Genomic DNA, 15,575 nt, shown 5'->3' on the forward strand with positions numbered 1-15,575 from the left:
ACTGATAACTGATAACTGATAACTGATGCTTACTCCCTTTGATTCCCCGAAATCTTTACATTGGCAGCAAAGCTTGCGAGCGCCGATTATTCGTCAATTGGAGATATTTAGCTTTACAATGCAGTTTTTGACTTTTTTGCTCTGGGATCGTTTAACGGGGGCTAATGGGGGCAAAAAACGGCAAAGGAGAGCGAAATGGTTAGTAGATCGCCTCATGAATTTGGGACCAACTTTTATTAAAATTGGACAATCTTTATCGACGCGAGCAGATTTAATTCCGCTCGAATATATCGAACAATTAAGCAAATTACAGGATCGAGTTCCCGAATTTAATAGTCAAGAAGCGATCCGAGTTATTGAAACAGAATTAGGACAAACCCTAGATAATTTATTTGCCAGTTTTACCGTATCTCCCCTCGCTTGTGCCAGTTTAGGACAAGTGCATCGAGCGCGTTTATTAAGTGGGGAAGAAGTCGTTATTAAGGTACAAAGACCGAATCTAGAAAGACTATTTAATCTCGATTTTGAATTGTTGCATCGTCTCACCCGTTGGTTAAATATTTTCCCCGTGGTAAAAAAATATAATTTAGAAGCTATCTATCAAGAATTCTTTGAGCTACTCTTTCAAGAAATCGATTATATTCATGAGGGCAAAAATGCTGATCGCTTTCGGGAAAATTTTAAGAATTATCCCCAGGTAAAAGTCCCTTTAGTTTACTGGCAATATACCACCCGCAAGGTATTAACTTTGGAGTATGTGCCGGGGATTAAAGTGGATGATCGAGAGACTTTACTAGCTAATGGTATCAACGTAGATGGGATTATTCAACTGGGGATCTGTTCCTATCTCAAACAACTATTACAGGATGGTTTTTTCCAATCGGATCCCCATCCGGGTAATATGGCAGTTAGTCAGGAAGGGGAGTTAATTTTCTACGATTTCGGCACGATGTTCGAGTTAAAGTCAGTCGCTAAAGATCAAATGATCGAAACCTTTTTCGCTATCTTGAGAAAGGATACGGAAACAGTCTTAAAAACCTTGATCTATATGGGGTTAATTGAACCCGTTAGAGAGCTGCAACCTGTGCGAAATATCCTGGAGTTTCTCCTAGATGAATTTCGCGATAAACCAGTAGATGTGAGGGCCTTTGAACAAATTAGCGATCAAGTGTATTTAATGTTTAAACAGCAACCTTTTCGCTTACCTCCCCAAATGACTTTTATTATTAAATCTGTCACCACTTTGGATGGGATTGCCCGCTCTTTAGATCCCCAGTATAATTTATTAGCGGCTAGTCAACCTTTTGTGAAAAGTCTAGCGGTATCGGGAGGAACTACCAACACTATGCTTACCCTAGCTAATCAAGCTCGCGCTTTTCTTAAACAACAATGGCAAAAAGGTAATAAAAACGAGAGAATGATCCGTCAATTAGAGGAAAAGATTGAGCGAGGAAATTTAGTTTTTCAAGTTAAGTCACGCGAAAATGAACGACTTCTGACAATAATTTATCTGGGAATTAAAGTATTAATTAATGTCTGTTTGTTGGGATTTAGTCTTATCTCAGCCATATTTTTACTAGACACTAACTATAGTAAACTAGCCATTATTCCCTTTAGTTTAGCGGGGTTATTTGGTTTATTTTTTCTGCGTTCTTCCCTGGCTTTATTGATTCAGGAAAAATTAGATAAAATCGTAAAAAAATAAATAATTATTATCTTGATTAAGTAAGTGGTTATAATTAAATATCTAATTGCTGGTGTGGTTACAAGTTCCCCCGATTCCCTAGAAGCAAATTTATTTAAGGAAACGGTTAAAGTAATTATACTAAATCCGTTGAGTATATGCTACATATCAGGAGAGGCAAGAGGCAGAAGGCAAGAGGCAAAAGGGGGAATAAATAATCAGTTTTTAATAACCGAATTTAGTATTAGCTGGTAAATCTAGCACTTTCTAGAGAATCTAGAGGCTGCATCTCAGTTTTGTCTGAGATGCAGCCAGATAACTGCTATCTCACTTTTTAGCATAGAGTCCCGTGGGAATATTTTCTTCATCCTCCACTTCTGTCTGCGCCACATAATAGAATTTTAGTTCATCGAGCATATCAGTGATTGCTCTTTCTACAGCAATTCTTATTCTTAATCTTCGGGTGTGGGGATCGTGATATTTCTCTGCCAAAGTTTTGAAACTGCGCGGCAGAAGTTCGATAGCATTATTCATAACTCGATCGATTTTAATCTCCGAGCGATATTTGCGAAAACAAGCAGGTAAATTACTTAATTGTTCCTGTACTTCTGCTATCACTAATTGCTCGATCAAATTGAGATAAGGTTGGTTCATGAAATAAGTTTTTAGCGATCAAAAACTGACTCGATCTTAATACCGATCGACCAAAAATAGGGTGATATTATCCCGTCTCAATGGTGATTTAAATCACTGTTTGATCCAAGCTGATGGCCAAATACCGCCAATTTCGAGGCCAGCTAGATGACTAGAGGCATTTATAATGGTTTTACCACGACTATCAGCCAATTTTATCGATAATTTACCTTTGAGGGTATCTTGACAAGCAAAACAGAGACCTTTTTCCGTGGGTACACGCACGCGATCGGGAGGATGATCACTGATCCCGATTAAGACAATGGTATAATCCTCGTTGGTTGCCCTCATTTCCCAGTATCCCCAGGGTTGCACTGTCCAAGTTAGTTGAGAATTCCAGATATCAAACTTATAAAAGCGATTTTGGCAGTGAATACCGATAATTCCCACCGATTCCGTCCAGCTGAGAACTTTCCGGGTAGCACCCACTGCGGTTAAGGTTAAATCGGGATTTTCAGGGAAAGCATTACAATTAATCCAAAACCACTTTTCGGGGAAAGAATAGCCCCAATTTTTCTCGCTATAAAAAGGTACATTCTCAAATGGGTAATTTTTTCCCCGATAGGTAATCATTCCCGTTGCTAAACCATGAGCAGTTAAAATCTGCCAACCTGGATCAAAAATCGGTAAATAAGATAATATTCCTGCTGTTGCTTGGGGTGGACGCTGTTTATCTCCCCAAGTGTACCTAGTTTCAACGCAATAATCCCATTGACAGATTTCTCCAGTGACGGGATCATAAATTCGTCCTTGCTGCTGGTGTGCCGTTGCTTGATAACCCTCTTGAATAGACTCAAAAAAATCTGACGGGGAAAGCAGACAGGGACGGGTTTTTAACTTAGTTTTTCCCCAATGGATAATGGCTAATTCCTGACGACTTGCCCAAAATTTATCCGTATCGGGAAAAGTGCGACAAAGATAATTAGATTCTATGGCTAAAATTTGCACTGCTCCGCCGCTATTGACTTGACCGCCCCTTGGGTCTTGAATAGAATACATAAAGGCGAATCCGTCGGCTAATTGCGGAATCATGACTCGGAAGTACCAACCTTCAAAGAATCGGGGAGTGATACCATCCCAATGGTAGCCAGAATGAGGGGGTTGTGAAGACATCTATGGGTTTATCTTTAGGTATTGATTTTGGCACATCGGGAGCGCGAGCGATTGCTATTGATTCTAGCAAAAATATCGTCGCTGAGGTTCATTATCCTTTAACTAATGCCAATTTTCAGGATTGGCAAAAGGCCCTATTTTATTTATTGGATAATCTAGGGGATTCGGTGCGTTCAGAACTTAAATCGATCGCGATTAATGGTACTTCCTCGACGGTGTTATTATGTGATAATTGGGGTAATCCTCTTTCTGAGGCCATATTATACAATGACGGGCGAGGAATTGCCTTTTTAGAAGCAATTAAAGCTATAGCACCCCCTCACCATCCCGTGATTAGTGCTACCTCCAGTTTAGCTAAATTATTTTGGTGGAGTCAGCAAGAAATTTTTTCCCAAGCGCGTTATTTTCTCTCGCAAGCGGATTGGTTAGCATTTCTGTTGCACGGTAAACTGGGAATTAGTGATTATCACAATGCCTTAAAGTTAGGTTATGATCTCGAAAATCTCTGTTATCCCCATTGGTTAGAGAATTTACCGATGTTTAATTTATTACCGCAAATTTTTGCTCCGGGTACAGCGATAGATACTATTAAACTAGATTTAGTGACTCGTTTTGCTATCCCGAAAGATTGTTTAATTTATACGGGAACCACCGACAGTATAGCGGCATTTTTAGCCAGTGGTGCTAATTCTTTAGGGGCTGCAGTGACATCTTTAGGTTCAACTTTAGTTTTAAAATTATTAAGTAGCCAGAGAGTTGATGATAGTAACTATGGCATCTATAGTCATCGCTTAGGAAATTTGTGGTTAACCGGTGGGGCATCGAATACGGGAGGAGCGGTGTTAAAGAAGTTTTTTTCTGATCAAGAATTGAGAAATTATAGTTTAGCAATAGATGGAGAAAAAGAAAGTAATTTAGATTATTATCCCCTCCTAAAAGCGGGCGAGCGCTTTCCCATTAATGATCCTTTTTTACCCGCAAAACTGACTCCCCGACCCGATAATCCTCTAGAATTTTTACATGGTTTACTAGAAAGTATTGCCCGCATTGAAGCTTTAGGTTATCAGCGTTTACAGGAATTGGGGGCCAATAAATTAGAGCGAGTTTATAGTGCCGGTGGTGGGGCAAAAAATCCGACTTGGAGAATAATTCGTCAGCGTCATTTAGGGGTTCCCGTGCTGTTATCTCAACAGGAGCAAGCTGCCTACGGTACTGCCTTATTAGCACAGCAATCGGTTACGCTCTTGAAATAGTCTCATAGGTAGGATTTGCGGCAAAAAGTTTGTTGGTGGGGTTAGGAGTTAGGAGTCGGTCGTCAGGAGATAGGAGTTAGGAGATTATTTTATTTATTCTCCCCACACCCCACACCCCACACCCCACACCCCACACCCTTGGTTAATTAACCATAATAGGGTGGCTCATTACCCGGTTTCCATTTGATATTACAGCCTAAACTGGGTTTTTGGTCTGTCGGCACCGGTTGGCCGGTTAAAACCTTGTCAATAGCGGCCCGGAGATCTTTGCCTGTCACCGGTACGCCATTACTAGGACGACTATCATCCAATTGACCGCGATACACTAGGATGCGCTGACTATCAAAGAGGAAAAAATCGGGAGTACAGGCTGCCGTGTAAGCTTTCGCCACTTCTTGGCTTTCGTCATAGCATAAATTGAATTTAAAGTCAAGAGTTATCGCCATTTTTTTCAAATTTTCGGGCGAATCATCGGGATATTTCTCCACGTCATTAGAACTAATGGCTAGGATGCCCAGATTGGTGTTAGCATAATCGCGACCTAGACGGGTAAGTTCTTCTTGAATGTGTTTAACAAAGGGACAATGTTCACAGAGGAAGATGACTAACAGAGCGGTTTTAGCCGCAAAGCTGTCCAGAGAAATAGTTTCACCCGAAACCACATCGGGTAAGGCAAAACTGGGAGCTTTTGTCCCCAGATCTAACATTGTGGACTCGGTGCGTGCCATAAAGTTTCTACTCTTTTGTATAGGGAGGACTGAGATTTTTATAGCATTTCATGCTTCATCGCGCAAATTTAAGCCTTAGACACCATCAGTAAACAGTTAACAGTAAACTGATAACTGTTTACTGATAACTGCCATAACCTACTGAAACTAATTTGACCAATTTTCGATCACACGCTGACTTTGACGAGCAATAACTAAAGCGTTATCGGGGACATTTTTAGTGATAGTTGAACCGGCAGCCACGGTGACATTTTTTCCTAATTCTAGAGGAGCTACTAGAACACTATTTGCCCCAGTTTTTGTGCCACTGCCGATCAGAGTTTTGTGTTTTTTCACCCCATCGTAATTAGCAGTAATTGTTCCCGCACCCACGTTAACTTTTTCCCCTAAAGTGGCATCTCCCAGATAGGATAAATGGGCAATATTGGTTTTATTGCCGATGTCACTTTTTTTAATTTCAACAAAATTACCGACTCGACAATTAGCCCCAATTTTCGCTTCTCCACGCAAATGAGCGTAGGGACCAATACGACAACCAGAATCCACCTGACTATCAGAAATAACCGAAAATAAGACCGTCACATCGCTGCCTATGCGACTATTTTCGATTAAACTCCCCGGACCTATACGACAACCAGAAGCGATTATCGTCTCACCGCGCAGATGGGTTTGGGGTTCAATAATCACATCGGCACTGAGAGTGACAGTATCCTCAATGGTGACACTATCGGGGTCAATTATGGTGACTCCGGCGGCCATCCAATCATCTTTGACTCTAGTTTGCAGGATATCATAGGCGGCGGCCAATTGTTTGCGATCGTTAATGCCGCTAATTTCTAAACAGTCCTCCACATCCACAGCCATGACAGGATCGAGAAAATTGACCACATCCGTGAGGTAATATTCACCCTGATCGTTATTGGGCGTTAAATTAGGCAGTATCGCCGCTAATTTTGACCAATTAAAGCAGTATATACCCCCATTAACCCGGTGGTTTTGTCTTTGGCCATCGGTACAGTCTCTTTCTTCCACAATCTGCTTAACGAGATTATTGCCATCACAAAAAACTCGACCGTAACCTTTCGGGTTAGGGAGGTTAGCAGTTAAGAGGGTGGCAGCGTTACCATGGTTTTTATGAATCTGGAGAAGATTTTGCAAGGTTTCGGGACGCAACAGGGGAACATCGCCATTTAAGACCAACAAATCCCCCTGAAAGTCCTCTAAATGGGGGATTAACTGCTGAATAGCATGGCCAGTGCCTAACTGTTCCTTTTGTTCGACAAATTCGATATCCTCAAGATGCTGTAGCGTATTTCGCACCTGTTCTCCCTGATAACCGATAATCACCAGTTTTCGCCTGGGATGTAAGGATTCGCTGACATTAAGGACCCGTTCCACTAGCGATCGACTGCCGAGGGGATGTAAAACTTTTGGAAGGCTGGACTTCATTCGGGTTCCCTTACCCGCCGCTAAAATTGCTACCGCTACCATGGTCATGCTTGCCAATATCGTTCGCGACTGAGTATATCGCACTCCGATCCCTTTGGTTGCAAGAATTTTTCCCCTCTTTCATCCTGTGCCAGTTGAGAAACTACCATAAAAAGGTTTTCTTTAAGACATTGTTAAGGTACTATATACAAATTGAAACAATTGAACATAATTAGCCCTCTATAGATACCACTATGACAACTGTGCTAACTAAGGAATCCTCCGCCATGAAACAGATTCGCACCACCTACCAAGCTGACCAACAGGTTAAATATCTCCATTTAGAAGCGGAAATCGAGGTACTGCTGCAACAACTGCAAAACCTCAAGCGCAAAAACCAAGAGAATCAAAACCTAAATTAAAGAAAATTTCCCTAAGAATTCTCAAATCCCACCCTCTGATCAGCGAGAAGGTGGGAAAATGTTTTTTGAGAATTCCAGATAGGTGTAGATTAATGATCAATTTTGCCTTACAGCAAGCCTTCGCCCGTCGTCATGCCCTGAAAGTGATCAGTGGGTTAAATAATTTCGATCGCTCGCAGGTTCTCTCAGTAGTTAAAGCCGCTACAGCCGGAGGAGCAACTTTTGTCGATATTGCCGCTAATGCTGACCTAATTCGGGCGGTAAAAGCCTTGACAAATTTGCCCGTCTGTGTATCAGCCGTCGAGCCAGAATTGTTGGTGATGGCAGTGGACGCGGGAGCCGATTTAATTGAGATCGGTAATTTCGATAGTTTTTATGCCCAAGGACGCATTTTTGAGGCGGCGGAAGTTTTAGCCCTCACCCGTCAAACTCGCGACCTACTGCCCGAAATTACCCTGTCTGTGACAGTTCCCCATCTCCTACCCCTCGATCAACAGGTAAGACTAGCAGAAGCTCTAGTTAGTCAGGGTGCCGATATTATTCAAACCGAAGGCGGCACTAGCAGTCAACCCCGTCACGCCGGTATTTTGGGACTGATTGAAAAAGCCGCCCCGACTTTAGCGGCAGCCCACGCTATTTCTCATGCGGTTAAAGTTCCCGTCCTCTGCGCTTCCGGTTTATCCAGCGTTACCGCCCCTATGGCGATCGCTGCTGGAGCGGCCGGCATCGGTGTGGGTTCGGCGATCAATCAATTGGATAATGAAGTGGCCATGGTGGCAGCCGTGCGCGGTTTAGTCGAATCTCTGCAAGCACAACCGGTCCATATTGCCAACTAGAACAATTTTTGTCTAGATACGACGGAGAAGGGGCCGTTTTCCCTTCTCTTTTTCCCACTGATTACTGCTCACTGAAAAGCCCCCCATCCCCATCAACTGTGGTAAAATGCGCTATGGCTCAAAACATTAGAGATAGAAGCACTCCACCATGATTCGAGATATCTTCATGCCCGCGCTCAGTTCCACCATGACCGAAGGAAAAATAGTTTCTTGGGTGAAGTCCCCCGGGGAAAAAGTCAGCAAAGGGGAAACGGTGTTAGTGGTCGAATCCGACAAAGCCGACATGGACGTGGAATCGTTTTATGATGGCTATCTCGCTGTAATTTTAGTCGAAGCTGGCCAGGAAGCACCCGTGGGGGAAGCGATCGCCTATATTGCCGAAACTGAAGAGGAAATTGAACTGGCCAAAGCTCAGGGAAAAACCGCCGCAGCCGCCCCTAGCAAGCCCGTAGAGACCCCAGAAATCGCTCCGCCTCCCGTTTCGATCCCCGTCGCCGCCGTTAAAGATAATGGCCGTTTAGTCGCCTCTCCCAGGGCCAAAAAACTGGCTAAAGAATTAAAGGTAGATATGAAAACCCTAGTGGGTAGCGGCCCCCACGGACGAATTACCGCCGAAGACGTAGAAAAAGCGACAGGAAAAGTCAGCACCGCCCCCGCTCCCGTCATTACTCCCCCGCAACCCGTCAGCGTCCCTGTAGCGGCTCCTAAAGCCCCGATTCCAACCAGCGCCCCAGTCGGACGGACTGTTCCCCTCACCACTCTGCAAAAAGCCGTCGCTCAGAATATGTCGGTTAGCCTACAGGTTCCCACCTTCCAAGTGGGCTACACTATCACCACCGACCCACTGGATCAACTCTATCAACAGCTAAAATCCAAGGGTGTCACCATGACGGCCCTGTTAGCAAAAGCGGTAGCCAACACCCTCGCTAAACATCCGATCGTTAATGCCAGCTATAGCGACGCAGGAATCCAATACCACGGAGCGATTAACGTGTCCGTAGCCGTAGCTATGCCTGGTGGTGGCTTAATTACGCCGGTTTTGCGCTCTGCGGACCAGATGGATATCTATTCCCTCTCCCGCAGTTGGAAGGATTTAGTCGATCGCGCCCGCAGTAAACAACTGCAACCAGAAGAATACAATAGCGGTACTTTTACCATTTCTAATCTGGGAATGTTCGGAGTCGATCGCTTTACCGCTATCTTACCCCCCAACCAAGGCGCGATCCTAGCCGTGGGCGCTTCCCGTCCCCAAATCGTCGTCAATAAAGATGGTTTATTCGGAGTGCAAAAACAGATGACGGTTAATCTCACCAGTGACCACCGAGTCATCTACGGGGCCGATGCGGCCTCCTTCCTGCAAGACTTGGCTAAACTGATCGAAACCGAGGTGCAGTCTTTAACTATGTAATCAGAATCTAGACAGCAGGAGCCTAGGGAGTTTCTCTCTAGCTCCTGTTTTGTTGTTACTAAAAAAATGTAAGGAATTAGCTAAAATGGGTTTAACCCTATCTATCACCCCAAACTATCGCCCAAACAAGGCCAAAAAAAGTGTTAATCTCAGGGAACTTTAAGATCTAAGCTAATATCGGTAAATTAACCCCCGATCTCGCCCTATATATTAAGCCTACAATAATTCGTATTCCCACGACCTAACGCCTACCCATAGGAAAAAATGATCACAGAGAATAGTCGCTTACGTTCAGAATTTTTAAATACACAGGTTATCACTCGCAATACAGGCAAAAAACTCGGCGTTGTTAAAGATATCCTAGTAGATATCGATCAACGAGAAGTGGTTGCCCTGGGACTCCGCGATAATATCCTCTCCCTGTCGGGAATGCCTCAATATATGTATTTATCGAGTATCAGTCAGACGGGAGACGTGGTTCTCGTTGAAGATGATAACGTCTTGGAATCCGTCGATATCGATGCTTATACTCCCTTAATCGGTAGTGACGTGATCACGGAAACCGGCGAACCTTTAGGCAAAGTCCGCGATTATCAATTTGATCCCCTTAGTGGTCAATTACATTCCATTATCATCGCTTCCCTGGGATTGCCTCTGATCCCCGAACAATTGATCAGTACCTACGAAATTTCTATCGAAGAAGTGGTTAGCAGCGGTCCGAATCGCTTAATCGTCTTTGAAGGGGCCGAGGAACGTCTCACCCAAGTTAGTGTGGGAGTTTTGGAACGTTTGGGTATTGGTCGTCCCCCCTGGGAAAGAGAAGAGGAAGAAGCTTATTATACCCCCGCTGCTCGTCCAGAAAATCAGTTAGGTACGGGCATTCCCCTCCGCACCCCCGTGGAGGCCGCTAAACCCGTTGAAGAACGCTGGAGTGAAGACGAATGGGAAAAAGAACCCCTGCGCGCCACTCCCCCACCGCAAAAACGGGCCGAAGCTCGTTATTATGAGGAAGAATACGAGGAAGAAGAAGATAACTGGGGAGAAGCTCGCTCAGAACGCGCAGAAAGCTTTTCTCGTCCTCAGTACGACGATTACGAAGATAAGGCCGAGGATGATATGTGGGATGATGACCTGGAACCGGATTACAATCCCCCCCGCATCAATATCACCGAGAAGAAAAAGGAAAGAATCCCCGAATACGAAGACGGTTAATCTTTGGTCATCCCCCTATCCATTAGTTACATCTTTCTTAACATAAAATTTGACAAAAAAAGAAAAATGTGCTATGTGGACTAAGGGGGTTCTCTGGGGGGACTAAATATTTTTGGTATCACTTCGAGTGCAGTGATTTGTCAGACTCTACAGATTTTCAATGAACTCTTCAACTGTGACTTGGGCTTGTTTCAGAATTCCACTTAATGTACCAACCTTCAATTCCCGATGTAAAGGGACAACACAACCAATTTTGCCCTCTTCGGTTTCTTTCTTCATCACAACATGGCTACCTGTTTGACGAACTTGCTCGAAGCCTAAGCGTTCAAGAGATCTAATTGCCTCCCCACTAGAGATTCGTGGCAGCTTAGGCATAACTAACTTCAATACTGGTCACAAATCTAGGGGATGTTTCTGGTAAGGTAAATTCCTCTAGGTAAAGCCGTGTGGCTTCTTTCAATCCAGCAATCGCCTGCTCAATTGTTTCTCCTTGATCTACTGTGCCAACTTCTGGACATTCAGCAATGTACATATTATCTTCTTTGTACAAAATAACAGTAAAGATGCGATTTTTCATGGTGTTTTATCATCTCAGGCTTACTCTGAAAATCATAACATAACTGTTTCCTAATCGTTTGGTTAGAAAATAGTTATGTTTCCCGATCATTGACCCAACTCAAGCTTTTTGAAAAACTCTATAAGATATTAAGTTATTAGTAATTAATCTAATATTGTCCCACCTTCCTAGAATTGAGTGAGAAGATTGTGCAAAAACAGGCGTAGAGTCGATATAGAGAATGGAAAATATTAAAGCAAAATAAAGTTTTTCTATCTTGAACTTTAACTTTGATGGTCTAATTAACATCTTTTATCCTCAATTTGTCCGAAAATTCTGTCTAACGGCATGCGGATCACCGGACGGTAGTAATGTTTGTATCAATAACAACAGAGTAACGATCCGTTCCGAGTGCAGCCGCTTGTTAGGTTGGTTAGGTTGAATTTCACTGATCAATATTTTGTTGATTTTTCTCTCGCTCGATTACTTTATAAATGTCAGGTGAAAAGCGTAGAGCATCGTTCTGTTTTTGGCGTTCTCGCGCGAAACGTTGCCTAGACTTTAAGGTTTCCCTCAATAGATACTTAACCCACTTATCTACATCTGCTCCAAACTGATACTCATCTAATAAAGCTTCTTCTGAGAAGCCAAGAAAAATTTGAATCAGATCAGAAGCAGTAAGCTCCAGATAACGATTGGAGTGATTTGGCTCTTCAGGCCAGTGGGGTAAGGTATCATCTCCTAAACTCATATCTTTTGCTAACTCAATAAGATCATAATAATCTGTATACCAGATATTTTCATGATCCATATCAGGAAATATTCTAGCCTTGATTGCAAGATAGTTAATCGCCTTTAACAGGCTATCTTTTACTCTTTCTTGTTCTGATGGAGAATAATGTTCTTCAATTGCTGCCCGGAATAGTTGCCCTAATTCTTTACCTCTTTGAAAAGTTGTCTTTTTGTCTCTGTCAATTTCACTTTTTGTAAGTCTTTCCCCCTTTCCATACTCTGTCTTAGGCAACTGATCGTGCTTTCGACGAGACTCATCTAATTGAGGATTATGGGTATTGGAAGTGAATCTTTGAAATAGCTCAAATAATGACATAGCAATCAAGTCTCAGCTTACATGGATGGTACTTACATACATATATTACTAGAACAATAATAAAACTATCGTTGTTCTCAGATGATGTTGCTGCATTAGGGGTCGAGAAGGTCGTCACCGACCTCCCCTCCCATTCAGAACCGTGCGTGAGATTTTCACCTCACACGGCTCCTAGTTTGACTGTTCCCTTGTTAAGGATACAGCTTGACTTCTTTTGGTTAACCTTGTATTATCCTGTTTAACAGATAATGTCAAACCAGATGAATTTAGGCTTCCATCAGATGCCGATTTATCATCGTGGCAGTGGCGGTGTAGTAATTGAAGGTTTTTATATTCATCCTTTCCGCCTAAGCTTAGAGGGTGAATGTGGTCAACTTCAATTAAATCCGATGGGGTGAAATATTGCCCACATCGGCTACACTTGCCTTGTTGCTTTTTGAGTAGTTTGGCTACTCTTGTCGGTGTGTCGATTGCTTGTCCTCGTCTGGTCGCCCAGTAAGTCCAATTTCCGTCGAATGGTGAGGCGTCGGCGCGTACTAGGGTATGTCTGACAATTGGTGTCCAATTATGTTTCCATAGATAGAGACCATCTTTAGCTTGGAATAACCAAGATTCATGTCTTTCTTTCCCATTGCTGAGTTTAACTGTACCCGGTCTAAAGTAGTTTCTCAGCTTTTCGTAGTTCGCTTTACCGCATCTTGATACTGTCCATGCCCTTAACATTAACCAGATTGTGTAGCCTAGTTTATTGAAGGTATCTGAGGATACTACTCCTGAGTAGTATTTAGCCCATCCTCTAATGATTGGGTTTAGTCTACTAATTAGGGCTGATTGAGGTGTTGTTTTGTGTTTTTTGATTACACCTTTAATCGCTTCTGTGTGGGCTTTAACCGCCTTTTGACTGGGTTTAATGTGGGTTTTGTGACCAATTAATCGGCTTCCTTTCCCTCCTGTTTTCCCAGATTTGTACTTTCCTGTTGGATATTGTCTGATATTGAATCCTAGAAAATCAAAACCGGGTTCTTCTGTTTTCCCATTGTACTCAATGGGGTTAAGTGTATGACACACTCTGGTTTTTTCTGGTTTGAGTTCTAATCCAATTGGTTTTAACCATTCAGAAATGGCAGTTTTGCACTGTTCAATGATTTCAAGTGATGGTGAAATCACTACAAAGTCATCGGCGTATCTTATGAGAACAGCTTGAACTCTGTTACCTTTTTTTTGGGAATAATGTTTCAATTAATCTTGCCATTCCATCCAGTGCGATGTTGGCTAGTAGTGGACTTATTACCCCTCCTTGAGGTGTCCCTGTTTCTGTTTCTTCAAATACGCCGTTATCCAAAACTCCTGCTTTGAGCCATTGTTTTATGTCTCTTTTCAGGGAACTTGGACAATGAATTTTGGACAGTAAAAAATTGTGATTAATTCGGTCAAAACACTTGGCAATATCAGCATCTAATACAAAGTAGCTACTTTGATTAATGGTGGTGTATATCCTTGATATTGCGTCATGGGCAGACCTTCCCGGTCGGAAACCATAACTGGTTCCTTCCATTTTTGATTCCCATTCTGGCTCAAGTGCCGATTTAATCAATGCTTGTCTAGCTCTGTCTTTGATGGTTGGTATTCCTAATGGACGTTTTTCATCCTTACCGGGTTTAGGAATCCATACCCTTCTTAATGGTTTTGCTTTAAGTGTTCCCTTGATTTCTTCGGTTAGATTTAGCCTTTGTTCTGGAGATATTGCTATCATTCCATCTACTCCTGCTGTTTTCTTTCCTTGATTATCTTGGGTTACTTTGCGAACCGCTAATAGACGAGCGTAGTACGATTTCACCAATAGACGTTGCAACCTTCTAACCTTTGCATCCTGTCCCGATTTAGCCGCTTGGTATATCCTCTTTTGGAGCTTGAAAACATATCTTTGGATTTTACCCCAGCTGATAGCTTTCCATACATTCGTAGTCTTAGTGGTTTCCGGTTTCCCGAACCCTTTACCTTCTCAAGGGTTTCGTCATATAGACTCCTACTAGACTCTATCCTTACAATCAAACCGTAACCTGTTAGCGTATCTTGACTATTAACGTCAAGCGTTGGCTTTTGGTTACATCTCACACCCTTTAAGGCTTGCGCTTACACTTATCACTACTGGGTATTTCGACCTGTACCCAGAGCCTAAAAGGGCTTATCACGTTCCGTTTATATGGGCATTCCATCTTTAGATTTGTCCTCTCCATCGGGGTACTTTTAAAGGTCTGTGTGAGTGAAAGTAAGATATTCTCACTATTCCCCTTATTCTTTTGAACGCAGTGTATCAACCTATTTCACTGCTTAATAGTTACGATGGTTCAGGTCAGACATTTGGCTCACGCCTAATCATGGATGGTTGGCAGTGGTCTCGATTCTGGTGTTAGGTTACACCTCGGAGCCTTCCGTTCCCCGCTTCAGTCCCAGAGTTGTGATTTCTGAATCTGGGGGTGGCTATCGCCGTTACTCTCACCTTGTAAAGATTTATTACAAGTGTATTGACCTTGAGTCCCCTTGCCTGATTTGGTATCGGGTGATACTAAACGTTGGGACATATAAACAGTTATAAGGTTGGTCTGGGTTGACCTCTTAGATTCAGTCGGGGGACTGAAGCCCTTACTAGGCGGTTATTTCAGGCATTTCAGCCCTATTTCATGCCTAAACGTTTCGCACCTAACTACATATTATAAGTCAACTTTCTGCATAACAGTCTCCAGAGTAACGATACGGGTCAACTTTCTGTATGTCACCCCGTTCATTAACATAAAATACTTAATTTGTCAATAGGTAGTAATATTTAATCTGCTTATACTTCCAGTTTTGGTCTGAAAATGGGCGATCAATAGTCGAGCGATCGAGGGATGGGGATGACCACGAGCCTAGGGGATTATGTAAAAGTGAACAACTTATCAGCAGGTTTCCGGGGGGACAAAACCATAATCCGGGAGATTCCGGGCATCTCCGCAAGTTAGCTGAGACCGATTGACCCCAGAAAAAATCTTCAGAGCTACAACCATTATAACTAATAGCCGCTCCCCAATAACTGATCACTGAAAGACGGCTAAACTAAAAAGCCGTGCTAAAATCAGCATATCTAGGGTCGCTTG

The 15,575-nt window shown here is 42.9% G+C and carries 13 protein-coding genes and 1 pseudogene; 6 read left to right on the forward strand and 8 right to left on the reverse strand.

Annotated elements, in window-relative coordinates; all coding sequences use genetic code 11:
- The first annotated feature begins 25 nt into the window (after window positions 1-25).
- A complete protein-coding gene (locus myaer_RS19160; RefSeq protein ID WP_046663247.1) occupies window positions 26-1,705 on the forward strand; it encodes an ABC1 kinase family protein in 1,680 nt (559 codons plus the stop codon).
- A 306-nt stretch (window positions 1,706-2,011) separates the two neighbouring features.
- Here myaer_RS19160 and myaer_RS19170 read toward each other — a convergent pair whose 3' ends face one another.
- On the reverse strand, window positions 2,012-2,338 hold the full coding sequence (locus myaer_RS19170) for a hypothetical protein (RefSeq protein WP_046663249.1): 327 nt from the start codon (window positions 2,336-2,338) through the stop codon (window positions 2,012-2,014).
- Window positions 2,339-2,431: 93 nt separating this feature from the next.
- Window positions 2,432-3,490, reverse strand: coding sequence for a tocopherol cyclase family protein (locus myaer_RS19175; protein ID WP_046663250.1), 1,059 nt, complete (start codon window positions 3,488-3,490; stop codon window positions 2,432-2,434).
- Between the two features lie 2 nt (window positions 3,491-3,492).
- Between myaer_RS19175 and myaer_RS19180 the strand changes: the two genes are divergently transcribed.
- Window positions 3,493-4,743 carry an FGGY-family carbohydrate kinase gene (locus myaer_RS19180; RefSeq protein WP_046663251.1) on the forward strand — a complete coding sequence of 417 codons (1,251 nt, stop codon included), beginning with the start codon at window positions 3,493-3,495 and terminating at the stop codon, window positions 4,741-4,743.
- 146 nt (window positions 4,744-4,889) lie between these two features.
- Here myaer_RS19180 and myaer_RS19185 read toward each other — a convergent pair whose 3' ends face one another.
- Window positions 4,890-5,471, reverse strand: coding sequence for a thioredoxin family protein (locus myaer_RS19185; protein ID WP_002787663.1), 582 nt, complete (start codon window positions 5,469-5,471; stop codon window positions 4,890-4,892).
- A 147-nt stretch (window positions 5,472-5,618) separates the two neighbouring features.
- Window positions 5,619-6,962: a bifunctional UDP-N-acetylglucosamine diphosphorylase/glucosamine-1-phosphate N-acetyltransferase GlmU gene (gene glmU / locus myaer_RS19190; RefSeq protein WP_046663252.1), complete on the reverse strand. Its 1,344-nt coding sequence runs from the start codon at window positions 6,960-6,962 to the stop codon at window positions 5,619-5,621.
- A gap of 191 nt (window positions 6,963-7,153) precedes the next feature.
- Between glmU and myaer_RS21785 the strand changes: the two genes are divergently transcribed.
- The 4 genes from myaer_RS21785 (at window position 7,154) to myaer_RS19205 (ending at window position 10,777) form a co-directional block, all read left to right on the forward strand.
- Window positions 7,154-7,321, forward strand: coding sequence for a hypothetical protein (locus myaer_RS21785; protein WP_002801704.1), 168 nt, complete (start codon window positions 7,154-7,156; stop codon window positions 7,319-7,321).
- Window positions 7,322-7,413: 92 nt separating this feature from the next.
- Window positions 7,414-8,157, forward strand: coding sequence for a DUF561 domain-containing protein (locus tag myaer_RS19195; protein ID WP_046663253.1), 744 nt, complete (start codon window positions 7,414-7,416; stop codon window positions 8,155-8,157).
- 148 nt (window positions 8,158-8,305) lie between these two features.
- Window positions 8,306-9,565 carry a dihydrolipoamide acetyltransferase family protein gene (locus tag myaer_RS19200; RefSeq protein ID WP_046663254.1) on the forward strand — a complete coding sequence of 420 codons (1,260 nt, stop codon included), beginning with the start codon at window positions 8,306-8,308 and terminating at the stop codon, window positions 9,563-9,565.
- Between the two features lie 264 nt (window positions 9,566-9,829).
- The gene (locus myaer_RS19205; RefSeq protein ID WP_046663255.1) at window positions 9,830-10,777 is read left to right on the forward strand and encodes a PRC-barrel domain-containing protein; all 948 of its coding nucleotides are present in this window, start codon (window positions 9,830-9,832) and stop codon (window positions 10,775-10,777) included.
- Between the two features lie 147 nt (window positions 10,778-10,924).
- Here the strand turns inward: myaer_RS19205 and myaer_RS19210 are convergent, their stop codons facing one another.
- The 4 genes and pseudogenes from myaer_RS19210 to ltrA form a co-directional block, all read right to left on the reverse strand.
- On the reverse strand, window positions 10,925-11,152 hold the full coding sequence (locus myaer_RS19210; RefSeq protein ID WP_016514648.1) for a type II toxin-antitoxin system HicA family toxin: 228 nt from the start codon (window positions 11,150-11,152) through the stop codon (window positions 10,925-10,927).
- Window positions 11,145-11,354, reverse strand: a complete 210-nt coding sequence (locus tag myaer_RS19215; protein WP_002734849.1) for a type II toxin-antitoxin system HicB family antitoxin — start codon at window positions 11,352-11,354, stop codon at window positions 11,145-11,147. The genes myaer_RS19210 and myaer_RS19215 overlap by 8 nt, the downstream gene beginning before the upstream one ends.
- A 424-nt stretch (window positions 11,355-11,778) precedes the next feature.
- The gene (locus tag myaer_RS19220) at window positions 11,779-12,441 is read right to left on the reverse strand and encodes a hypothetical protein (RefSeq protein WP_046663256.1); all 663 of its coding nucleotides are present in this window, start codon (window positions 12,439-12,441) and stop codon (window positions 11,779-11,781) included.
- Window positions 12,442-12,612: 171 nt separating this feature from the next.
- A pseudogene (ltrA, locus tag myaer_RS19225) lies at window positions 12,613-14,386 on the reverse strand (group II intron reverse transcriptase/maturase).
- Window positions 14,387-15,575 lie beyond the last annotated feature (1,189 nt).

Origin of the sequence: Microcystis aeruginosa NIES-2549, assembly GCF_000981785.2 — a bacterium.
Classification (GTDB): Bacteria; Cyanobacteriota; Cyanobacteriia; order Cyanobacteriales; family Microcystaceae; genus Microcystis; species Microcystis aeruginosa_C.

Excerpts from the sequence above, each read along its gene's own strand:
- myaer_RS19185 (WP_002787663.1), bottom strand. The coding sequence starts at position 5,471 with ATGGCACGCACCGAGTCCACAATGTTAGATCTGGGGACAAAAGCTCCC.
- myaer_RS19205 (WP_046663255.1), top strand. The coding sequence starts at position 9,830 with ATGATCACAGAGAATAGTCGCTTACGTTCAGAATTTTTAAATACACAG.
- myaer_RS21785 (WP_002801704.1), top strand. The coding sequence starts at position 7,154 with ATGACAACTGTGCTAACTAAGGAATCCTCCGCCATGAAACAGATTCGC.
- myaer_RS19170 (WP_046663249.1), bottom strand. The coding sequence starts at position 2,338 with ATGAACCAACCTTATCTCAATTTGATCGAGCAATTAGTGATAGCAGAA.
- myaer_RS19200 (WP_046663254.1), top strand. The coding sequence starts at position 8,306 with ATGATTCGAGATATCTTCATGCCCGCGCTCAGTTCCACCATGACCGAA.
- myaer_RS19215 (WP_002734849.1), bottom strand. The coding sequence starts at position 11,354 with ATGAAAAATCGCATCTTTACTGTTATTTTGTACAAAGAAGATAATATG.
- glmU (WP_046663252.1), bottom strand. The coding sequence starts at position 6,962 with ATGGTAGCGGTAGCAATTTTAGCGGCGGGTAAGGGAACCCGAATGAAG.
- myaer_RS19180 (WP_046663251.1), top strand. The coding sequence starts at position 3,493 with ATGGGTTTATCTTTAGGTATTGATTTTGGCACATCGGGAGCGCGAGCG.
- myaer_RS19220 (WP_046663256.1), bottom strand. The coding sequence starts at position 12,441 with ATGTCATTATTTGAGCTATTTCAAAGATTCACTTCCAATACCCATAAT.
- myaer_RS19195 (WP_046663253.1), top strand. The coding sequence starts at position 7,414 with ATGATCAATTTTGCCTTACAGCAAGCCTTCGCCCGTCGTCATGCCCTG.
- myaer_RS19160 (WP_046663247.1), top strand. The coding sequence starts at position 26 with ATGCTTACTCCCTTTGATTCCCCGAAATCTTTACATTGGCAGCAAAGC.
- myaer_RS19210 (WP_016514648.1), bottom strand. The coding sequence starts at position 11,152 with ATGCCTAAGCTGCCACGAATCTCTAGTGGGGAGGCAATTAGATCTCTT.
- myaer_RS19175 (WP_046663250.1), bottom strand. The coding sequence starts at position 3,490 with ATGTCTTCACAACCCCCTCATTCTGGCTACCATTGGGATGGTATCACT.